Source organism: Flagellimonas amphidinii (assembly GCF_013090115.1).
Taxonomy (GTDB): Bacteria; Bacteroidota; Bacteroidia; order Flavobacteriales; family Flavobacteriaceae; genus Flagellimonas; species Flagellimonas amphidinii.
The window spans coordinates 38,764-59,543 of the sequence record NZ_JABFNN010000044.1; the positions used below are offsets into that span (position 1 = coordinate 38,764).

The following is a 20,780-nucleotide window of genomic DNA, read 5'->3' on the forward strand; positions in this document are numbered from 1 at the left end:
GGACAAACATAAAAAAGAGATGGCAATTAAACCTTACTCTGCAATTAAAGTCACACCTTTGCACAACATTCACAAACGGCATGGCAGATGTTTTGGGCAAAGCCCTGATGGACTATCATCAAGGCAATTACACAGAAGATATCAAGACTTTTTCATCTTTGGATGAAGAAGATGTATTGCCTCTACCTTATTTGTTCCGAAATTTTGAGGAAATGCCCAAACTGGAACAAAAAGCATTGGAACTTGCTTATGGAAATGTTCTTGACGTAGGCTGCGGAGCTGGAAACCACGCCTTATATCTACAACAAAAAGGATTTGCCATCACAGCCTTGGATAATTCACAAGGGGCAATTGAAGTATGCAAAGCTAGAGGAGTACACTCAGTTTGTAGTATTCCCATTCTTGAATACAACAAAACCCAATTCGATACTATTCTCTTACTCATGAACGGCATTGGTTTGGCAGGGACTTTACCCAATCTAGATACTTTTTTAAAGCATTTGAGTACTTTGCTTCGACCAAATGGCCAAATATTATTGGATTCCAGTGACATCATCTACATGTTTGATCAGGATGAGGATGGTGGACATTGGATTCCGAATAACGGCAACTATTATGGGGAAGTAACGTTCACCATGAGCTATATGGGGCAAAACAGCATGCCATTCCCTTGGCTTTATTTAGATTATAATACTCTACAAAATGCCTGTTGGGCCAATAATTTGGAATGTGAATTGATATTAAAAGGAGAGCATTACGACTATTTGGCCAAACTTTCCTTAAAACAATAATAGAATTTGGTATAAAACGTTTTATTTAAAAATTGATCCCATTATGAGAAAGAAAAAACTATTTCCTTCATTGTTTTTAGTAATTTTTCTTTTGGGCTGTTCGTCGGATGATGGAGGATCTTTACCTCCAGGTGGTAACAATGTGGACAAATCCGCCAATCTTTTGGCCACCGGTGCTTCTGGCAACGACATTTTGTCCAACGCAAATTTTGATAAGTTACTCATTGAAATTGCCTATGTAAATGGTTTTCGGCCAACCGCAGAGACCGTGAGCAACTTTCAAGATTTTCTATTGGAGCGAACTTTTAAGCAGGATATAGAATTTAGTTATCAAGAACTTGTTTCTCCCGATGAAGAAACCCTTACCCTTGAGGAAATTGCCGACTTGGAAAGTGATAACAGAACTGCGTACAATGATGGGAGCACATTGGCTATTTATATCTATTTTGCAGATGCCCCTTCTGATACTGATGATGAAAGTGAAGGGCTTGTGACCTTGGGAGCTGTTTATCGAAATACTTCCATGATCATTTATGAACAGACTATTCGCGACTTACTTGGCAACAGTACATTCATCACATTGGCCGATGTGGAAACCGCAACCCTAAATCATGAATTTGGCCATTTATTTGGTTTGGTCGATTTAGGAACAGACATGGTCAATAATCATGAAGACCCGGAATCGGACAATCATTGTAATGTAGATGGTTGCCTAATGCGTGCCGAACTTGAATTTGGAGGTCCTATGATGAAACTGATGCAAAGTAATGCCTCAAAAGGAATTGCTGCTATTCCAGAACTTGGACCACAATGTATTTTGGACCTTCAAAATAACGGAGGCCGCTAAATTCAGGGGATATTTAAGTATTTATGGGTCTGCAAAGACACCTTCCATTTCGGATTTTGCATCACATAGTCCACAATTAAAGGAATGACCTTATCGCGAACACTCCATTCTGGCTGTAAATAGAGCACACAATTTGCATTGACCTTTGCTGCTTGTTCTTCTGCAAAAATCAAATCGTGTTTGTTGTAGACAATTACTTTGAGTTCATGTGCCTTGTCATAAACATTTCCGACAGGTAATTTATTTTTTTTGGGAGATAGACAAATCCAATCCCACGAACCTGTCAACGGGTAAGCCCCTGAAGTTTCGATATGGATTTTCAAGTTTTTGGCCTTTAAACCAGCAGTCAAAGGCCCCATATCCCAAGTTAAAGGCTCTCCTCCGGTAACCACAATGGTATCAGAATACTTGGCTGCATTATCGATTATATTGTCTATGTTCGTAGGTGGATGTTTTTCAGCATCCCAACTTTCCTTTACATCACACCAATGACATCCCACATCGCAACCGCCAACTCTAATAAAATAAGCCGCGGTGCCTTTATGGAAACCCTCCCCTTGAATGGTATAAAACTCTTCCATCAACGGAAGACTTAGCCCCTTATCCACCAAATCCATTACATTTTCTTCTACCATTCGGCAAAGATACTGTAATGGTGGAATGTTTTCTACTATTGTTTTAAGGTAAAATGCCCATTGCGGCGGTGTGCAGTTCCATCAACGTCTGTAAGTTCAAGCACAAACCAGTAATCTGAAGGCGGTAGAAGTCTCCCCCCATAAAACCCATTCCAGCCATCTTGCATGGGGTCGCGTTGGGCCAACAGTTTCCCATAACGATCATAAACGAAGAACACTCCATTTTGGTAAAATTCGCCGGATAATCCCAACACCTTGATTTCATCATTATATCCATCATTATTCGGTGTGAAAAACTTGGGAACACCAACCACACCCACCTTTATCTTATCGGAACCACATCCATTGATGTCGAAAGCGTAAATTACATGCAAACCAGGTTCTACATTGGTGAAAATCCCTTCACTTTGATAAGGGCCAAAGGGGTTGTCCAATGAAAACTCATAAGTTCCCAGTCCTAACGCTCCATTTTGATGAAGTACGGTAATGGTACCACTATCTCCACTATCTTCAACTTGGATGAACTCCACGGACAAACTTGGTGGACCAGATTCGCTTACTTCAAATGATATAGGTTGTGAAGCACAACCTTCTTCAGAAACCGCCACTGCACTGTACGAACCAGCAATCGAGATTTCAATACTGCCTTCGCTTCCAATGACCTCATTGCTTGCATTGTACCAAATATAGTCATGGTCTCCATCTGAATTGAAAGGTTCCACAGTGACTGATCCATCGGTGCAAAAAAGATAATTTTCTTGCAACTCAAATAATGGTACAGGAAATACCACAAGGGATAAATAAGAACCTACTGCATAGCAAGTTGCCGATGCTTCGTCATCAACACGTACGTAAAGTCTTTCTGAAAAAGCCTGGGTATTGGTATAGGAATCAACGTTTGTAATTTGATTTCGTCCCAAAAAAGCATCATCCTCGTTTCGATAAAAAGAAACCGATAGATTTTGCCCGTTTGGAAATTGTGCAATCATATTTGTTTCCGCATCTTCTAAATCGAAAACAGCAATACCGTCATCCGAACTATCATCACATGCCTGCAATTCATAATCATAATCTGGAGGGAACGAAGTAGTGGTCACACCTAAAAAAAGGCTGCCGACGGAGTGACAATAATCTCCACCCCCTTCTGCCCTAAAGAAGACTTCAGTGGCAATGCTATTGTTAAAAAGTGTGGCAGGCTGAACATTCATACCATTCTCCGCATCATTTTCAGTTAAATGAAAGGTAATGGTCAAATTAACAAAGTCCGACCTAATTAAATACAGATACTGTGTCAAATCAAAATTGGTAAAGCCATCTACCACGCCATCCACATCACAATTGGAAATGGTGAATCCATCATTTATAACAGGCTGCAGTTTTACAATAGCCTCTACAGGAACTCTCTCCCCAGTTAAACAGCCATTATAGGAAGCCATAGCATAAAAAATGGTGGGTTCTATATCCACTAGCCAAGGCGTATCAAATGTATTTCCAGTTCCCAATGGTGTTGTTGAAGTAGCAGAATCAAACCATAGCACATCGCCTACCGAAGCCTGTGCACTTAGGGTTACATTGCCCGGACCGCAAGTTGTCCCAGATACGGCACCCACTATTTTTGGGGTGGTTATTTTGGTACTGGCTGAAAGTGTCAATACTGGATCTCCGGGCATTCCCCCATATTCCACAATGTATCCTTTGGGTTGGTAGTCCCCAAAATCGTCACCGGCGATGGGCAAATCGTTCCATGAACCTGGGATACCAATATTGGGAGCAGTAATGTGTGCATAATCTTCATCACCTAAGTTATTTGGTTCTTGATTGTTCCAAAAGGCATAATTGGGACTACTTCCTGAAAAATTTCCATTCCAAAATATTTGTCCGGCCTCCGGTCCCGCAACCCAACGCCATACCCCTTCTGTTTCAGCATCGGAACCACCGATCCATCCAGTACCTGCTGCTTGTTCACCAGTAATTTGCGACTCGGCTTGCGAGGTCACTGTGGCCAAGTAACCCTGTAACCCAAAAAATGTACGATTCTCTGCTGCATCTCTGGCCTCGTCCCATCGAATACCTATATCTGGCACATATTCGTAATAATGTTGGGTCTCGGGCAGATAATTTGCGCTACCAATGGTCAACGAGAAGAATTTTTCAGCTGTTGGATTTGCAGAGCTGCTTTCAAAAACCACATCATTTACTGCAGCTATAAGGTCTGCATACGCTACTGGACCACCCAAAGGTCCCCGCAAAACCAATTTACCCTCGGTCACATTCCATGCAGTGGTTACTTGGGGATGATTGTTTTCCAATCGAAGTATATCCTGCCCTCGTTGATAGCCCGTTGCTATTTGAATGAAAAAGGCATCAATTTCAGAGTCATCAGGGTCAGTAATATTGAAATTGGTCGTTACCGGGATTGAAGAAAGCGGACAATATATTTGGTCACCATTGGCAGTAACGACAGGTGGCACATTGGTTTGTCCAAAAGATACTTCCATTGAAAGCAAAAAGAGAATGGACAATAGCTGTCCTATCTTACCCAAACCACGAATAATCCGACTTCCCATAAAAAATGCATCCTTTGTGCTCAATTGCAGAAGGTTACAAATTAAGGGAAAGTGTTCAATTTTACTAGTTAAGGACCTTATAATATCCGATGGAGCGCTTTACTTAACGTATTGCCGTGGCTTCAATCTCTACTTTTGCATTTCTGGCCAGACCGCTTGCGGCAAAAGTTGTACGCGCAGGTTTTTTGATAAAATGTTTGGAATAAATCTCATTAAAAGCGGCAAAATCTTTCATAGTGCTAAGGATAACGGTACACTTGACCACGTTATCCAAAGTCATTTCGTGCTGCGCTAAAACAGCTTCAATATTTTTAATGGCTTGCAATGTCTCTGCTTTGATGCCTCCTTCAACCATGGTCCGTGTGGAATGGTCCATCCCAATCTGTCCCGCCAAAAAGAAAAGGTTTCCTGCTTGCACAGCATCACTGAACGGGGCATTTTGTTTTTTCACTTCGTGGGATTTATGAAAAATGATTGGTGTCTCCTCTTGGGCATAACCCAAACAACTAGCTCCAATCAGTAAAATGAACAGCACGGCATATTGGAAAGGTTTCATAATTGCGTTTTTAGTTTTGCTTAAAATTACCCTATTTTTATCGGAAATTGAATGCCATGGACCGCAAAGAAAAATTCTTTGAACATATTGAAAAAGGCTATACCACCAAAGGTGATTACATTACAATGGGTGCTGGAATGTTGGACGGCGAGACCGTTACCAACGCTTTTGTAAAAATACCCTTGAAAACACTCAACCGGCATGGGTTGATTGCTGGCGCAACAGGTACGGGTAAAACCAAAACCCTTCAGGTGATAGCAGAAAATCTATCGGACAAAGGCATTCCCGTATTGTTGATGGACCTGAAGGGCGATTTGAGCGGAATTGCACAGCCAAGTCCAGGACATCCCAAAATTGATGAAAGACACGAAAAAATAGGGCTTCCGTTCGAAGCAAAAGGGTTTCCTGTGGAAATTTTATCCCTATCTGATCAAGATGGGGTTCGATTGCGAGCCACCGTATCTGAATTTGGTCCCGTATTGCTGTCCAGAATTTTGGACCTTACCGTAACCCAAGAAGGCATTGTTGCTGTCGTGTTCAAATATTGCGATGATAAAAAGCTCCCGCTACTGGATCTAAAGGATTTTAAAAAAGTACTGCAATACGCTACGGGAGAAGGGAAAAAAGAATTCCAAGAGGCTTACGGAAGAATCTCCACCAGTTCCACGGGTACTATTTTAAGGAAAATCATTGAATTGGAACAACAAGGCGCTGATATTTTCTTTGGTGAGAAATCTTTCGAGGTAGATGACTTGGTGCGTATTGATGAAAATGGCCGTGGCTACATCAATATTGTACGACTTACCGATATTCAAGATAGGCCAAAATTGTTTTCCACCTTTATGCTCAGTCTTTTGGCGGAAATTTATTCAACTTTTCCTGAACAAGGTGATAGCGATAGACCTGAATTGATATTCTTTATAGATGAGGCACATCTTATTTTTGATAATGCCTCCAAAGCTTTGTTGGATCAAATTGAAAGTATCGTCAAGCTGATACGTTCCAAGGGTATTGGGTTGTATTTTGTCACCCAAAACCCAACCGATGTACCAGATGATGTTTTGGCCCAACTGGGGCTTAAGGTACAGCATGCCCTAAGGGCCTTTACCGCCAAGGATAGAAAAGCCATTAAATTGACAGCTGAAAATTATCCTATTTCCGAGTTCTATGACACCAAAGAAATCTTAACCTCCCTGGGAATAGGTGAGGCATTGATTTCAGCCTTGGATGAAAAAGGAAGGCCCACACCTTTGGCCGCCACCTTGCTCAGAGCTCCCATGAGCCGTATGGATGTCTTGACGGATGCGGAACTCAAAGAAGCCATTGGCAGGTCTAAACTCATCAAAAAATATAATGATGAAGTGGATCGGGAAAGTGCTTATGAAATCTTGAACGAAAAGATTGAAAAGGCTGAAAAAGAAGCCGAAAAGACAACCAGTAGAAGAAGTACCTCAACCCGAAGAAGCACCCGTATGAATCCAGTGGTAAAAGTGCTTACCAGTGCCACTTTTATCAGGGGAGTATTGGGCGTATTGAAAAAAGTAATACGATAGACCGTTAATTCTAGTGTTTTGAAAAAGAACATTGGCAATAGTGAACATTATGTATGGGGAAACGATTGTGATGGTTGGCGGTTGGTCAATACCGACAGCTTGAGTGTGATTCAAGAAAAAATGCCTCCGAATACTTCAGAAAACATCCATTACCACAATAACAGTCAACAATTCTTCTACGTTTTGCAAGGTACAGCCTCCATGCAACTTAAAGATGAATCCATAGTATTGAACAAAGGGGATGGTTTTCATATAAAACCAGGAATTAAACATCAAATACGGAACGATTCTGATAAACCTTTGTTTTTTTTGGTAATCTCGGAACCCACAACACTATCAGATAGAATTGAAGAACCTTTTTAAAAAAACATACATGAAAAAAATAATTGCGCCCATTTCTTGCCTTTTTCTCATTTTGATGAGTTGCACCCAAACAGATGCTACTTTCCTGATAACCGAAAATAGCGTAGGTCCGCTTCTGAAAACAAGCGCTATAGCGGATTTAGAAACACTTTTTGCACAAGATTCCATTGTGAAGGACACCTCGGATCTAAAGGTTGGGAACTCGACCAAAAAAATCAAAATTTTTGAAAAAGGCGGCAAACAACTCTTGTTGCTAACTCCTAATACGGACAGTATTCCAACTACTGAAAATATAAGAATCATGGATGATCGCTATATGACATCCAAAGGAATTGGTTTGAAAAGTACTTTTCAAGAAATCCAAGATGAATACGCCATCAACAAAATTGTGACCACACTGAACAGTGTTGTAATTTTTCCGAAGGCCAGCAATTTGTATTTCACTATTGACAAGGACCAGCTTCCATCGAACTTAAAATACACTACTTCAAGTATTGAAGCTGTTCAAATACCGGGGACAGCTAAAATAAAATACTTGATGTTGGGGTGGGAATAGCCTAAATTAATCCGTATTTCTCACGATTGGCTATCACTTTGGGGCTGTTGGCCTGCATCCACTCGGTCAATTCCAAAAGTTTTTCCACATACGTTTGCCCAAAGTCAGTTAAGCTGTACTCCACTCGTATAGGGACTTCGGCATAAGCTTTTCTGGAGATATAACCGTCCGCTTCAAGCACTTTCAATCGCTGGCTCAATACTTTATTGGATATGCCATAAACGTATTTCTTCAACTTGTTGAAACGTAAAACAGGAAAGTATCCCAACCAAAGAATGATCAACGTACTCCATTGATCAGAAGCTACTGACATCACATCACGCACGGGGCAAAGTTCAGGTGGATGTTTGTAGTCTATATGGCCGAACATTTTTTCTATTTTTTTTGCCATTCTAACCTTCTGGTTTTCAGTAACAGTTTCCATATATATACTTGGTTTGGGCTTAGTGACTTCTTTTCAGTTTGAAAATGAATGTTTAATTTTAGTTTCTCTAAAAGAGTAAGTTACAAAAAGTAACCTTATGAAGAAAATCCTGACCAAAATACTTCCCCTGGCTTATGGCAAGTATTTCAATGTTTACGCTCTTTTTTCTCCCAAAAAAGCAGCACATAAGGCATTTAATTTATTCTGTACTGTACGCAAGGGAAGAGTGCTACCACAACAAAAAGATTATTTGGAAGAAGCCAAGCATTCTGTAGAAGAAATTGCAGGGCATCAAATACAATCTTACCATTGGAAAGGAAACAAAGAGACAGTCTTATTGGTACACGGTTGGGAGAGCAATACTTTCCGTTGGCGAAATCTTATCAAAAAACTTCGGGAAGCAGATTTTAACATTATAGCTTTTGATGCTCCTGCGCATGGACATTCTTCCGGAAAACTACTCTACGTACCTCTATATGAAGAGGCTGTACACTTTATGGCTCAAAAATATGACCCAAAATTTCTTGTTGGCCATTCTGTCGGCGGCATGACCTTGATGTACAATGAATATAAAAATCCAAATCCCCAGGTTGATAAAATGGTGGTAATTGGAGCCCCATCCGAGTTTTATGAGATCATGGATCATTATCAAGATCTTTTACGCTTTAACAATAGGGTAATGAAAGCTTTGGATACTTATATCCATACTAGATTTGGATTTCACATTCGGGACTTTTCTACATCAAAATTCGCACAATCCAACACAAAAAAGGGATTGCTTTTCCATGATACTTTGGATGCCATAGCTCCTTATCATGCCTCAGAAAGTGTGAGCAAGAACTGGAAAGGCAGTAAACTTATCAGCACCAAAGGTTTAGGCCATTCCATGCATCAAGAAGAAGTAAATGACCAAATTGTAGCTTTTTTGCAAGCTTAATAAAGAAGTCCTAATTTTCAAGAAAACTTGTCTTATGCAAAACATCACTCCTTTTCATGTTGCCATTCCTGTACATAATTTGGATGCCTGTAGAACTTTTTACAGAGAAGTTTTGGAATGTGAAGAAGGCCGAAGCAGCGATCATTGGGTAGATTTCAATTTATTTGGCCACCAGTTGGTCATTCATTACAAACCTAAATCCGAAGAAGAATTACACACCAATCCTGTTGATGGCAAAAACGTTCCTGTTCCCCACTATGGTGTAGTTTTACCTTGGGAAACCTTCCAATCTTTTTCCAAAAAGCTACAAGAAAAAGGAATTGAGTTTATTATTGAACCCTACATTCGGTTTCAAGGTGAGGTTGGGGAGCAAGCTACCATGTTTTTCCTGGATCCAGCTGGTAACGCACTGGAGTTTAAAGCATTCAAGGATATAGGGCAATTGTTCGCCAAATAACATCAACCCAATGTAAGTCCTTTTCTTTTTACCCAAAAGTGGGCAAAAATTACGTTGGGCACCCAGCATAACCAAGCCACAATCTTATAGGCAATGAGAAATTCTCCAAAAACCATGGTCAGCAATGGCAACCAAATACGAAGCGTAACCGCAGCAAAACATGCCGCATAACTATAGATCATCATCCCCTGATGCAAAGAAAGGTCGTTCCTTCTAATGGCAACATACGCTCTTAATGTAGTGTATAGCCAAATCAATCCCAGTAAAATAAATCCTAAGGAAGAGACTAATCCACCAGTCGCAAAGAAACCTATGTAAATACCGCAGAGACCACTGACTAATACCGCCAATACATAAACCTTGCCCAAATTGCGATGTAGTTTTAGGTTTTTGGCCCTAATCTTCTTGCTAAACTGGGACCATCCCGTCAACAATGCCAGACCTCCAAAAGAAATATGTCCGTAAAATCCAATTTGCCAAATCCTGTTGGATAGGATTTCTGAAGTTTTACTGGATAAGAGACCGAATTCAGTAGTGGTAAATAGGTATATTAAGGGATACAGACCAATACTGATGGCCAAAACAACAAACACTATCCAAACGACCATATTTCTAGTCCTAGCTGTCATTTTCAATGATTTATCGGAAGTAAGTTATCGAATATTTGGGGTAAAAAACAAGAATATGAAGGCTGAATCGTTATTTAAGATGCCAAACGGGCTTTAGTGCCTCCCAAATTGTATTATTATGAAAATTATCCTACTATTGATTACGGTGTGCTTCGCATCAATGGCCGTAACTAGTTGCACCAATGATGAGGGTGAAAATGATCTGGACTTCATTACCCCGGAAGAGGAGCAACAAATCTTGGGTGAAACCGAAAAAATGGAACGCACTTAGTTCTTGTGGCGTGCTCTCGCCAGTAAAGTATTTTTAAGCAACATGGCAATGGTCATGGGCCCAACACCTCCAGGTACTGGGGTAATATGGGATGCTTTTTGACTTACTCCGTCAAAATCCACGTCTCCTGTGATGTAATATCCTCTTTCGCGTGTCTCATCTGGAACTCTGGTTATTCCCACATCAATCACAACAACACCATCTTTTACCATATCTGCTTTTAGGAACTTTGGCACACCCAAAGCTGATACTATGATGTCGGCATTTTTGGTAAAGTATTCTATGTTTTGTGTCCTGCTATGGGTTAATGTGACCGTAGAATTCGCCGCCTTCCCTTTTTGACTCATCAAAATACTAATAGGTCGGCCTACAATATGGCTACGTCCAATAACAACGGTATGTTTACCTTCAGTATCCACATCATAACGCTTTAACAACTCCATGATTCCAAAAGGTGTAGCCGGGATGAAGGACTGCATATCCAAAGCCATTTTTCCAAAATTAGCCGGATGGAATCCGTCCACGTCTTTATCTGGGTCAACTGCCATCAATACTTTTTGCTCATTTATGTGTTTGGGCAAAGGTAATTGCACAATATAACCGTCAATATCTGAGTTTGCATTCAGGGCATCTACTTGTTGCAATAACTCCTCCTCGGTAGTTTCCTCGGGCAAATGCACCAAGGTAGATTCAAAGCCTATTTTTTTGCAGGAACGCACTTTACTGCCCACATAGGTAAGACTGGCTCCGTCATTTCCTACTAAAACAGCGGCCAAATGAGGTACTTTTTCACCTCGCTCCTTCATTTGTGCCACCTCAACGGCTATTTCTTCTTTAATTTGGTTCGATATCTTTTTTCCGTCAAGGATTTCCATTGGTAAACTAGTCTGATTGGTTGTTTTTTGGTTTTATCGCATATTCTGCATCATCTGCATCATCTTTTTGCCACCTCCACCTTGCATCATCTTCATCATTTTGCTCATTTGCTGAAACTGCTTCAATAACTGGTTCACCTCTTGGATAGAAGTACCACTACCGGCTGCAATACGCTTTTTTCTACTGGCATTCAATTTTGAAGGATTTGAACGTTCATCGGGTGTCATGGAATGGATAATGGCTTCAATGTGTTTGAAGGCATCATCATCTATATCCAAACCTTTCATGGCCTTACCAGCTCCTGGAATCATCCCAATGAGGTCCTTCATGTTCCCCATTTTCTTGATTTGTTGTATTTGGCTCAAGAAATCATCAAACCCAAAGCGATTTTTGGCAATCTTCTTTTGGATTTTTCTGGCTTGCTCTTCATCAAACTGTTCTTGGGCACGCTCCACCAAGGAAACCACATCTCCCATCCCAAGGATACGATCTGCCATCCTTGAAGGGTAGAAAACATCAATGGCCTCCATTTTTTCACCGGTACCGATGAACTTAATGGGTTTTTCCACTACAGATTTTATGGAAATAGCGGCTCCACCTCGGGTATCACCATCCAATTTGGTAAGGATTACCCCATCAAAATTCAATACATCATTGAACGCTTTTGCCGTATTCACTGCATCTTGACCTGTCATGGAATCCACCACGAACAAGGTTTCATTGGGGGTAATGGCTCTATGGATATTGGCAATTTCGGTCATCATCTGCTCATCCACAGCCAAACGACCAGCAGTATCCACAATGACCACATTGGCACCAATACTTTTTGCATGTTTTACCCCTGCTTTGGCAATGGCAACTGGGTCGTTGCTTTCACGATCAGAATAAACTTCTGCTCCTATCTGCTCTCCAACAATGTGCAATTGGTCAATCGCTGCAGGACGGTAAACATCACAAGCTACCAAAACTGCTTTCTTGCTTTTTTTACTTTGAAGGTAATTGGCCAGTTTTCCAGAGAAAGTCGTTTTACCAGAACCCTGAAGACCGGACATAAGGATAATGGATGGGTTTCCGGAAAGATCAACATCCTGCGCTTCACCTCCCATTAACTGGGTCAATTCATCCTTTACGATCTTGACCATCAATTGACCAGGCTGCAAAGTGGTCAATACATTCTGTCCCAGTGCCTTTTCCTTGACCTTATTGGTAAATTCCTTGGCTATCTTAAAGTTAACATCCGCATCCAACAAAGCTCTCCGAACTTCCTTGAGGGTTTCCGCAACATTGATTTCCGTTATCTGCCCATGTCCCTTGAGGACGTGGAATGCTTTATCCAGCTTATCACTTAAATTATCGAACATAGTCGCGCTTCACTTTTAAAAGAAGACAAATTTAAGAATAATAAAAGGAAAAGGACGGCTTTGGGGAGAGCCGTCCTTTTCATCAAAAGAATGGGGAAAAATTTATGGTTTTTCAAAAACTAGGGTTTCCATTGAACTGTCGTCGCTTTCGTCTTTTAATTCTATTCTTGAAGCCGTAACTTCCACGATCTTCCAATCGTCAGTCAGCTCGCCAAAGATGCCGTCATCTTCAAAATTGAGATAGAATTTCAACCCTTCATCATCAGAATCTCTAAGGATTCTCCAAAGTCCGGCAATTTGTGGGTCGTCATTGATAGACACTTCCACTTGGTGAAACATGGAGAAATTGAAATCCATATCGGCAAACTCTTCAGTAAGATTTTCTTGACCATCTTGGTATAGGGTCACGTTCCATGGTCCACCCATCATAATATTTCTGATTTCTGGAACATCGCCATCATTGGCGCTATCGTCACAAACTCGTAGTAAAATCAATTCGTAATCGGTTTCTTCGATTTCAAACTTCAATCTGTTATCATCGAGATCTCTCAATGGCCACTCAAAGCTTACACCTGGCTCATCACCCATGGTAATCATCAAGGAAAGCACCATGTCATTGTTAAATCCTATTTCCCAAGTACCTTCTGAGGTATTAATCCCGTTGCTCAACTTAACAACACCTTCAGCCATGAACTTGAATTCGTATCCAAGAAGTCTCTCTATTTCTTCTCCTTGGTTCTTTACTTTTTTGATGATCCATTCACATTCTTTCAAAATTTCCCTCAATGTGTCTGGGCCAGTCTCTTCATCTGGGTCTTCAATATCACATCGTTGTTTTAGAATAATCTTGTTGCCATTTTCAGCATACAACTTGATTCTATATTCAGAAATCTCGTATACCAACCATTCCAAGTTAAAGTCTACCAAGGTTTCAAACTCCAAGGTCAATAGCGGACCGTTATCTGTCTGACTTGTGCTCCAAGTACCACTCAGTAAAGCCCCGGCACGATTTTTTACTGTTACTGCTCCGTCCTCGGTAAAATTCATTATGTATTCCAAGTACTGATCAGTATTGTTCTCATTGTCCCTAATTACCTCACGAACTTCCCAAGGGCATTTCATCAAATAGGCATCTAAACGTTCTTCATCAAAATCATCGTCATTGTAATCATCATCATCATCCTCATCACATTCATCTTTTGCATTTTCCAAAGCAATGGCCAGTTCAGCGTTGGTATTCACAACAATTTCAGTACCATCATATTTTTTCAGGGTAACTGGAAAGTCTAAGCTTATTAAGTCATTGTCTTCTAAACCATCAAAGAATTTTCTCAATTGCTCATCGCTTTCCACAACAACTTCACCTGTTTGCTGATTGTTTACATCAAATGTGTAAAGAGTAATAGGGTAAACAAAATCGATACATTCAATATCATCATCTTCTCCACCTTCAAGACATTTATCTGCAAGTTCTCTTAAGTGTTCCTTGCTTTCAATAACAATCTCTGTAAAATCAGCAAGGGTAATTGTAACAGGGAATAAAATATCAAGAATATCATCATCATCATCTACTTCATCAAAAATCTCCTCTATGGCGTGGAGGTCTTCTTTTGAATCAATGGTGATTTCAATTCCGTTTACTTCGACGGTATAAGGGAATTGCACTGCAAAACAGCTGGCGCCGTCTACAATATTGTCATAAGAACCATCATTGGAAGATGTTTTCTCAATCAATGCTGCAGTGGAAGAATTGGCAGTGATGGTTTCTTGTTCTTCACCTCCGTTTACTTCCTCAAATTCTGACTGACAAGCAGTAAAACTCAAGACCAGGACAAAAAGGCTGGTGTATAACAAGTTATTCAAGAACTTTTTCATAACGAATTTGGATTTTGGGGTTAAAATTCATTTCTAAAACAATTTTCTTAAAAAAAACCCTACTTTATCTTAATTTTTTTAAAATATCTTTGAAAACTGAACAATCTTTCCCACATGAACAACGTATGCGAAGATCAGGTCTTCAGCTCCATCTTTAAAGCTAATTCCAAAATGGTATTCAATTATATATATTATAAGTTTGGCAATGAGGAGAAAGCCAATGATGCTGTACAGGAAGCTTTTGTGAAACTTTGGGAAAATTGTGCCAAGGTTACACCGGAAAAAGCAAAATCTTACGTGTACACCGTAGCCAATAATCTATACCTCAATGTTCTGAAGGCAGAAAAAGTGAGGCTAAAATATGCAAAGGCGGCCAATGACCGTTCCAGTGAGTCCCCTGAGTTCTTAATGGAGGAGAAAGAGTACCAAGAAAAACTGGACCGAGCATTGAACTCGTTACCTGAAAATCAAAGGACCACTTTTTTGCTCAATAGGATTGACGGTAAAAAGTATGCAGAAATTGCAGAAATGGAAGGTGTTAGCATTAAAGCCATTGAAAAAAGAATGCATTTGGCCTTAAAAGCGCTTCGGGAACAGATTGAGGGCATTTAAAGTTTTCAGTGAGCAGTGAGCAGTGAGCAGTGAGCAGTGAGCAGTAATAAACAATTATATATAAAACCCAACATTGCCCATTGTTGATTGTTGATTGTTGATTGTTGATTGAAAGTAGGGTTTTTTATCTCTTGATTGTTATTAAATCGTAAAGCATAGAAATCATGCAAGAAAATTACTTGGCAAAATGGCTTAGTGGAGAGTTATCTGAAAAGGAGCTTGCGGAATTTAAAAAGTCCGATGAGTATGCTTCTTATCAAAAACTCTTGGAGGTTTCAGACAGATTGAAAGCTCCTGAATTTGATGTGGACCAAGCTTTGCTTACCTTAAAAGAAAACCATATTGGCAATGCGCCAAAAGTCATTACCTTAAATCCGTTTAAAAAATTCTTGAGGGTTGCAGCGGTCATTGCCGTATTGCTTGCTGGTTCTTATTTCTATGTCAGTACTTTGGATGAATCCATAACTACTGGGCTTGCAGAACATTCTGAAGTGGTTTTGCCCGATAATTCCGAAATATTCCTCAATGCTGATTCCCAAGTATCTTTCAGCGAAAAGAATTGGAATGAAAAACGAAATGTCAACCTTAAGGGAGAAGCCTTCTTTAAAGTGGCAAAAGGTAAAAAGTTTACCGTATCCACGGAACATGGAACAGTGAGTGTTCTGGGAACACAATTCAATGTAGAAAACAGAAAAGGTATTTTTGAAGTTACTTGCTACGAGGGATTGGTTGGCGTTTCATATAATGGTAAAGAAAGTAAATTGCCTGCCGGAACTTCCTTTATGGTTATTGATGGAAGAATTATAGATACATCCAAACCAAATACATCCGAACCAACTTGGATGAACAATGAAAGTAGCTTTGAAAGCATTCCTTTGGGCTACGTCTTCTCAGAATTGGAAAGACAATACAATATTACCGTAACAACTGAAAACGTAAACACCAATTTGCTGTTTACCGGTACTTTTAGCAACACAGACTTACATATGGCGTTAAAAAGTATAAGCACCCCCTCAAAAATCCGTTATACCTTAGAGGGTGATAATGTACTTTTCTATGCTGGGAACAAAACGCAATAATTTTTTAAGCCTTTGCCTAGGTTGCTTGTTGCTGCTTTTTTGTCCCCTGAACGCCCAAGAAAGCATTGAGTCGGCTATTCCCCTTACCTCATATATCAAACAACTTGAACAAAAGTTCAACATTAAGTTTTCATATGTTAATGAGGACTTGGAGGATATCACCATTACTATTCCAAATAATTTGGTATCGTTGGATGATATTCTAACCTATATCGATTCCCAATTTCAGATTAGCGCAGCAAAACTTAACAATCGGTATTATACGCTTACCAAAAGCTCCACAGTATCTATATGTGGTAGTATTTTGGACAACTTTGCTAAAAATACGGTACCAGGCGCCACTGTTGAAGTATTGGGGACTGATCAGGCTCAAATCACAGCAACTGATGGCTCGTTTCAAATAAGAGAAGTTCCAAGAAATGCTTCTTTAAAAATCAGGTATTTGGGGTATTTGACCAAATATGTGCAGGTTGAAGATTTACTCAAACAAGGTGAATGCGCAAAAATCCTTTTAGCTCAACATTACGAACAACTGAACGAAGTAGTGGTCTACCAATTCCTGACCTCTGGAATTATCAAGGAAAAAGATGCAAGTATCAGTCTCAACCCTGCTGATTTTGGAATCCTTCCTGGACTAATTGAGCCAGACATCCTACAAACCGTACAAGCGCTTCCAGGCATCAAAAGTATAGACGAAACGGTATCCGACATCAATGTTAGAGGTGGAACCAACGACCAAAACCTTATGCTTTGGAATGGTATCAAAATGTATCAATCTGGACACTTTTTTGGTTTGATATCTGCTTTCAATCCATACCTAACCGAAAAAGTCACGGTAATTAAAAACGGAACCTCCCCTGCTTATGGTGATGGAGTAAGCAGCGTTATATTGATGGAGACCAATAACGAAATATCTGATTACTTTTCTGGAGGTGCTGGACTCAATTTAATCAGTGGTGACCTCTATGGACAAATCCCCATAACCAATAAACTTGGACTTCAGTTTTCAGCACGGCGTTCCACCACCGATTTTTTGAACACCCCAACCTACAGTAAATTTTTTGATCGTGCTTTTCAGGATAGTGAAGTAAAAAACCAGAACAATATCACAGTGGATGAAGACATCGATCGTGATGAGAACTTTTTCTTTTATGATTTCTCAGGAAAACTCTTGTACGATATTAATGATTACCACAAATTCAGGTTGAATTTCATCAACATAGCCAACAATCTGGATTATGTTGAAACCAACAATACAAATCTAGAAACTACCTATAGTATTTTGGACCAGACCAATCTTTCTGTCGGCGGACAACTGCAAAGTCAGTGGACAGATAGATTTTCATCACATCTCAATGTGTATTATTCCAGATATAATTTAGATGCCCAGAACCTATTCGGAAATCAAATTCAGTTGTTGTTCCAAAACAACGAGGTTACAGAAAATGCCCTGAAGTTGGATACTCAATATAAAATTTCCAAATCACTTGGCGTAAGGAATGGTTATCAATACATCGAAACTGGGATTACCAATACCACCTTCCTGAGCGAACCTCAATTTGATAGCGAAATAAAAGGGGTCATCCGTATTCATGCCCCATATTCTGAGATTAATTTTTGCTCTTTAGAAAATAAGCTATTTCTAAAAGCTGGCGCCCGCTTCAATTATATTGAAAATCTGAACACTTTTACAAAGTTTTTGATTGAGCCACGCATCAACCTCAACTTCAAGCTGGCCAATTACGTAAGGGCAGAAATTTTAGGAGAGTTTAAAAGTCAGACCACCAACCAAATCATAGATTTGGAACAGAATTTTCTCGGTATAGAAAAACGTCGTTGGATTCTATCTGATGACGATACCCTACCTATTACAAAAAGCAAACAGGGTTCCGTGGGAATCAATTATGAAAAAAATGAATTTTATGTTGGATTGGAAGGTTTTTACAAGCAGGTAGATGGCATAAGCACCAGCACGCAAGGTTTTCAAAACCAAAACCAGTTTGAAGGTGAAATTGGCAGCTATGATGTAAAGGGAGTTGAATTTCTCATCAATAAAAGAGGAGACAACTACAGTGCATGGTTGAGTTATGCCTATAACAAAAATGATTACAATTTCGACTCCATAGTTCCCAATAGTTTCCCCAATAATCTAGATATTCGGCACACCATTACTTTTGCCGGAACCTATACCTATAGAGATTTGAAGTTGAGTTTGGGCATCAATTATCGCACAGGCAAACCTTTTACAGAACCTCTTGATGGTGACGAAGCCTTGGACAATTCCATATTTCCACCCGGCATCAATTATAAATCTCCCAACAGCAACAGACTGCCCGAATATTTCAGGGGCGATGCCTCAGCCATTTACCAATTTGATTTGAGTAGAACCATTAAGGCCAATGCTGGGATTTCCCTGTTGAATATCACCAATCGTAGAAACATCTTGAATCGCTATTATCGTCTTAATGATGACAATGCCATTGAAACTGTAGAAAACAGGTCGCTGGGGCTTACACCCAATCTTAGCTTTAGGGTGTTCTTTTGATGTGCAATAACTGCAAAAATTTGTGGTTCACTTCATAATTATTGTAAACCCCTTGAAATAATTCAGATCCAGGACCATATGCAAAAATTGGCACCAAAGTCCCTGTGTGGTCATTGGTGGTGAAATCTCCCTCCAATTCATTTGAACCACTTGGAGCGTCAAACAATGAAAGTCCACCTGTTTCATGATCCGCTGTAATGACCACTAAAGTTTCTCCGTCTTTGTCAGCAAATTTCAATGCCTCCCCTACCATGGCATCAAAATCAAAGAGCTCCTGCAGCATGGCATCCATATCATTGGCATGGCCATAACTATCAATTTTTGCTCCTTCAATCATTATAAAAAATGGTTTTTCTTTAGCTTTCAGATAGGGCAACACTTGTTTTACCAATTCAGGCATCAAGTTGGAACGTCCATCTTTCATACGCTGAAGCCCTCCTTGGGATAAAAACAACCCAATTCGTTCTTCTGGAGCAAACGTATTGGGAATGGTATCATAAACATGGAACTGTGCTTTTAGTTTACTCATGACTTTATTGAAATCCCTTTTACCTGCACCTGCAAAAAAGTCGAGCTTACTCTCCACCATATCCTCGGTAATGGCGAAATCTTCACCTCTATCCTTCACATGGGCATAAAAAGCTGCAGGCGTAGCCCCAATTACATGGTCGGTGGTGATCAATCCAGTAGTATACCCTTTGGGTGAAAGTAATTCCGTGATGTTGGTCAATGGATTCCCTTCAATATCAGTTCCTATTGCGCGATTATTAGTTTGTTTACCAGTAGCATAAGCAGTAGCCCCAGCAGCACTATCCGTACAAAAATTATCACTGGCCTGAGTACGTACCAAACCCAAATTTTTAAGTTGGGTTATGTTCAATCCATTGCTTTGCACAACATCTCCCGAAGAAATCTGGGATAGTCCCGTGCCATCCCCAATCATAAAAATGATATTCTTCACTTTATTGGCACTCTCATTATGTCTAAAGGTAGGTTGATATACTTCATAAGGTGTGTATTCGCCCTTAAAGGTTCGCTTATCCATGCTTTGCAAATAAGGCACCGCTTTTTCCGGCACATCTGTATTGATGTAATCCACACCCATCCTACTTAAAGTTCTCCAAGCTGTTTTGGTATCAGGAGTGGCCCAAAAACGAATAGGTTTTTTATATGGTTTGGTCCTTTTTATAAAAGCTTCAACCAAGTTTTGTTCATTAGTCACCATTCTACCAAGACCGTTCCATCTTGAGAAATTTTTAAACGATACGCTGATCATGGCCACTTTATCCCACGCTTTTCCCCTGGTTTGATTGGTTTCTTGGCAATCAAAATAGATATGTTCAGGATATGTTTGATATTTTTCAGGTTTTGGTCGATGACCAGAGATAGTGACCATAACCCCTTGCTCCAAATAAGGATTACATAAATCTTTGTAAGGTTCTATTGCTTTGATGATTTCATCTAGCGTGCTTTCTGCCTCGGTCTTCACGTCTAACATCAACTGAAAATCCAATCGGGAGGTACCATAAACCTCTGCAATGTTTCGCAATGGTTTTAAGTAAAGCTCCTCAAAGGTAAAATTAGGTTTGATGGATTCTTTTTCGTGGGCCACATACAGTTCCCCATTTTGCAAAATCAAATCAACCTCAATGGAATTTACCCCAGAGGCAAAAGCTCCCCAAAAAGGTGTTTTTTGATGATAATCGTTATGGGAATGCACTTTGATGCCATTTTGGGCAGCAACAGTTAGCAATCCCAGCAAGAAGATTAAAATAGTACGGAAAAACATCATAATCATAGTATTAAAGAAGGGTACTAAAGTACCCTTCGAAAACAAAAAAACCTG

General features: G+C 40.0%; 20 protein-coding genes. 11 read left to right on the forward strand and 9 right to left on the reverse strand.

The window, feature by feature from the left end; all coding sequences use genetic code 11:
• Positions 1-80 precede the first annotated feature (80 nt).
• Both HJC33_RS16000 and HJC33_RS16005 read left to right on the forward strand, forming a co-directional pair.
• Positions 81-791 (forward strand): class I SAM-dependent methyltransferase, encoded by a 711-nt coding sequence (locus tag HJC33_RS16000; protein WP_171659858.1) that lies wholly within the window; start codon positions 81-83, stop codon positions 789-791.
• A 43-nt stretch (positions 792-834) separates the two neighbouring features.
• Entirely contained in the window at positions 835-1,638 is an 804-nt protein-coding gene (locus HJC33_RS16005) for a hypothetical protein (RefSeq protein ID WP_171659859.1), read from the forward strand.
• A 2-nt stretch (positions 1,639-1,640) separates the two neighbouring features.
• Here HJC33_RS16005 and HJC33_RS16010 read toward each other — a convergent pair whose 3' ends face one another.
• From HJC33_RS16010 to HJC33_RS16020, 3 genes are all read right to left on the reverse strand, one after another.
• A complete protein-coding gene (locus tag HJC33_RS16010) occupies positions 1,641-2,273 on the reverse strand; it encodes a 7-carboxy-7-deazaguanine synthase QueE (protein WP_171659860.1) in 633 nt (210 codons plus the stop codon).
• A 35-nt stretch (positions 2,274-2,308) separates the two neighbouring features.
• Positions 2,309-4,864, reverse strand: coding sequence for a T9SS type B sorting domain-containing protein (locus HJC33_RS16015; RefSeq protein ID WP_171659861.1), 2,556 nt, complete (start codon positions 4,862-4,864; stop codon positions 2,309-2,311).
• A 79-nt stretch (positions 4,865-4,943) separates the two neighbouring features.
• Positions 4,944-5,396, reverse strand: a complete 453-nt coding sequence (locus HJC33_RS16020; protein ID WP_171659862.1) for a RidA family protein — start codon at positions 5,394-5,396, stop codon at positions 4,944-4,946.
• Between the two features lie 56 nt (positions 5,397-5,452).
• Between HJC33_RS16020 and HJC33_RS16025 the strand changes: the two genes are divergently transcribed.
• The 3 genes from HJC33_RS16025 to HJC33_RS16035 are packed head-to-tail and all read left to right on the forward strand — an operon-like array spanning position 5,453 to position 7,868.
• Positions 5,453-6,949 carry a helicase HerA-like domain-containing protein gene (locus tag HJC33_RS16025; protein WP_171659863.1) on the forward strand — a complete coding sequence of 499 codons (1,497 nt, stop codon included), beginning with the start codon at positions 5,453-5,455 and terminating at the stop codon, positions 6,947-6,949.
• Between the two features lie 18 nt (positions 6,950-6,967).
• On the forward strand, positions 6,968-7,312 hold the full coding sequence (locus tag HJC33_RS16030) for a cupin domain-containing protein (RefSeq protein ID WP_171659864.1): 345 nt from the start codon (positions 6,968-6,970) through the stop codon (positions 7,310-7,312).
• 10 nt (positions 7,313-7,322) lie between these two features.
• On the forward strand, positions 7,323-7,868 hold the full coding sequence (locus HJC33_RS16035; protein ID WP_171659865.1) for a hypothetical protein: 546 nt from the start codon (positions 7,323-7,325) through the stop codon (positions 7,866-7,868).
• A gap of 1 nt (position 7,869) precedes the next feature.
• On the opposite strand, the gene HJC33_RS16040 is transcribed toward HJC33_RS16035, so the two are convergent.
• On the reverse strand, positions 7,870-8,292 hold the full coding sequence (locus tag HJC33_RS16040) for a winged helix-turn-helix transcriptional regulator (protein WP_171659866.1): 423 nt from the start codon (positions 8,290-8,292) through the stop codon (positions 7,870-7,872).
• A gap of 97 nt (positions 8,293-8,389) precedes the next feature.
• Between HJC33_RS16040 and HJC33_RS16045 the strand changes: the two genes are divergently transcribed.
• Together HJC33_RS16045 and HJC33_RS16050 are read left to right on the forward strand one after the other, a co-directional pair.
• A complete protein-coding gene (locus tag HJC33_RS16045) occupies positions 8,390-9,229 on the forward strand; it encodes an alpha/beta hydrolase (RefSeq protein WP_171659867.1) in 840 nt (279 codons plus the stop codon).
• Between the two features lie 34 nt (positions 9,230-9,263).
• Positions 9,264-9,686 (forward strand): VOC family protein, encoded by a 423-nt coding sequence (locus HJC33_RS16050; protein WP_171659868.1) that lies wholly within the window; start codon positions 9,264-9,266, stop codon positions 9,684-9,686.
• Positions 9,687-9,688: 2 nt separating this feature from the next.
• On the opposite strand, the gene HJC33_RS16055 is transcribed toward HJC33_RS16050, so the two are convergent.
• Complete coding sequence (locus tag HJC33_RS16055; RefSeq protein WP_216366722.1) at positions 9,689-10,315, reverse strand: DUF2306 domain-containing protein; 627 nt, start codon at positions 10,313-10,315, stop codon at positions 9,689-9,691.
• A gap of 118 nt (positions 10,316-10,433) precedes the next feature.
• Between HJC33_RS16055 and HJC33_RS16060 the strand changes: the two genes are divergently transcribed.
• The gene (locus HJC33_RS16060) at positions 10,434-10,586 is read left to right on the forward strand and encodes a hypothetical protein (RefSeq protein WP_171659869.1); all 153 of its coding nucleotides are present in this window, start codon (positions 10,434-10,436) and stop codon (positions 10,584-10,586) included.
• On the opposite strand, the gene HJC33_RS16065 is transcribed toward HJC33_RS16060, so the two are convergent.
• The 3 genes from HJC33_RS16065 to HJC33_RS16075 form a co-directional block, all read right to left on the reverse strand.
• Positions 10,583-11,461 carry a bifunctional 5,10-methylenetetrahydrofolate dehydrogenase/5,10-methenyltetrahydrofolate cyclohydrolase gene (locus HJC33_RS16065; RefSeq protein ID WP_171659870.1) on the reverse strand — a complete coding sequence of 293 codons (879 nt, stop codon included), beginning with the start codon at positions 11,459-11,461 and terminating at the stop codon, positions 10,583-10,585. The two genes, HJC33_RS16060 and HJC33_RS16065, sit on opposite strands and share 4 nt — an antisense overlap.
• 33 nt (positions 11,462-11,494) lie before the next feature.
• Positions 11,495-12,823, reverse strand: coding sequence for a signal recognition particle protein (ffh, locus tag HJC33_RS16070; RefSeq protein ID WP_171659871.1), 1,329 nt, complete (start codon positions 12,821-12,823; stop codon positions 11,495-11,497).
• Between the two features lie 102 nt (positions 12,824-12,925).
• Positions 12,926-14,698, reverse strand: coding sequence for a hypothetical protein (locus HJC33_RS16075; RefSeq protein WP_171659872.1), 1,773 nt, complete (start codon positions 14,696-14,698; stop codon positions 12,926-12,928).
• A 114-nt stretch (positions 14,699-14,812) separates the two neighbouring features.
• Here HJC33_RS16075 and HJC33_RS16080 point away from each other — a divergent pair, with 114 nt between their 5' ends.
• From HJC33_RS16080 to HJC33_RS16090, 3 genes are all read left to right on the forward strand, one after another.
• Positions 14,813-15,310, forward strand: a complete 498-nt coding sequence (locus HJC33_RS16080) for an RNA polymerase sigma factor (RefSeq protein WP_171659873.1) — start codon at positions 14,813-14,815, stop codon at positions 15,308-15,310.
• A 164-nt stretch (positions 15,311-15,474) separates the two neighbouring features.
• Positions 15,475-16,389 (forward strand): FecR family protein, encoded by a 915-nt coding sequence (locus tag HJC33_RS16085; protein ID WP_171659874.1) that lies wholly within the window; start codon positions 15,475-15,477, stop codon positions 16,387-16,389.
• Positions 16,367-18,934 carry a TonB-dependent receptor gene (locus tag HJC33_RS16090; RefSeq protein ID WP_171659875.1) on the forward strand — a complete coding sequence of 856 codons (2,568 nt, stop codon included), beginning with the start codon at positions 16,367-16,369 and terminating at the stop codon, positions 18,932-18,934. The genes HJC33_RS16085 and HJC33_RS16090 overlap by 23 nt, the downstream gene beginning before the upstream one ends.
• On the opposite strand, the gene HJC33_RS16095 is transcribed toward HJC33_RS16090, so the two are convergent.
• A complete protein-coding gene (locus HJC33_RS16095) occupies positions 18,918-20,726 on the reverse strand; it encodes an alkaline phosphatase (protein ID WP_171659876.1) in 1,809 nt (602 codons plus the stop codon). The two genes, HJC33_RS16090 and HJC33_RS16095, sit on opposite strands and share 17 nt — an antisense overlap.
• Positions 20,727-20,780: the final 54 nt, after the last annotated feature.

Coding starts and splice junctions, on each gene's coding strand:
- HJC33_RS16000 (WP_171659858.1), top strand. CDS start 81: ATGGCAGATGTTTTGGGCAAAGCCCTGATGGACTATCATCAAGGCAAT.
- HJC33_RS16005 (WP_171659859.1), top strand. CDS start 835: ATGAGAAAGAAAAAACTATTTCCTTCATTGTTTTTAGTAATTTTTCTT.
- HJC33_RS16010 (WP_171659860.1), bottom strand. CDS start 2,273: ATGGTAGAAGAAAATGTAATGGATTTGGTGGATAAGGGGCTAAGTCTT.
- HJC33_RS16020 (WP_171659862.1), bottom strand. CDS start 5,396: ATGAAACCTTTCCAATATGCCGTGCTGTTCATTTTACTGATTGGAGCT.
- HJC33_RS16025 (WP_171659863.1), top strand. CDS start 5,453: ATGGACCGCAAAGAAAAATTCTTTGAACATATTGAAAAAGGCTATACC.
- HJC33_RS16035 (WP_171659865.1), top strand. CDS start 7,323: ATGAAAAAAATAATTGCGCCCATTTCTTGCCTTTTTCTCATTTTGATG.
- HJC33_RS16040 (WP_171659866.1), bottom strand. CDS start 8,292: ATGGAAACTGTTACTGAAAACCAGAAGGTTAGAATGGCAAAAAAAATA.
- HJC33_RS16045 (WP_171659867.1), top strand. CDS start 8,390: ATGAAGAAAATCCTGACCAAAATACTTCCCCTGGCTTATGGCAAGTAT.
- HJC33_RS16050 (WP_171659868.1), top strand. CDS start 9,264: ATGCAAAACATCACTCCTTTTCATGTTGCCATTCCTGTACATAATTTG.
- HJC33_RS16055 (WP_216366722.1), bottom strand. CDS start 10,315: ATGACAGCTAGGACTAGAAATATGGTCGTTTGGATAGTGTTTGTTGTT.
- HJC33_RS16060 (WP_171659869.1), top strand. CDS start 10,434: ATGAAAATTATCCTACTATTGATTACGGTGTGCTTCGCATCAATGGCC.
- HJC33_RS16065 (WP_171659870.1), bottom strand. CDS start 11,461: ATGGAAATCCTTGACGGAAAAAAGATATCGAACCAAATTAAAGAAGAA.
- ffh (WP_171659871.1), bottom strand. CDS start 12,823: ATGTTCGATAATTTAAGTGATAAGCTGGATAAAGCATTCCACGTCCTC.
- HJC33_RS16075 (WP_171659872.1), bottom strand. CDS start 14,698: ATGAAAAAGTTCTTGAATAACTTGTTATACACCAGCCTTTTTGTCCTG.
- HJC33_RS16080 (WP_171659873.1), top strand. CDS start 14,813: ATGAACAACGTATGCGAAGATCAGGTCTTCAGCTCCATCTTTAAAGCT.
- HJC33_RS16085 (WP_171659874.1), top strand. CDS start 15,475: ATGCAAGAAAATTACTTGGCAAAATGGCTTAGTGGAGAGTTATCTGAA.
- HJC33_RS16090 (WP_171659875.1), top strand. CDS start 16,367: ATGCTGGGAACAAAACGCAATAATTTTTTAAGCCTTTGCCTAGGTTGC.
- HJC33_RS16095 (WP_171659876.1), bottom strand. CDS start 20,726: ATGATGTTTTTCCGTACTATTTTAATCTTCTTGCTGGGATTGCTAACT.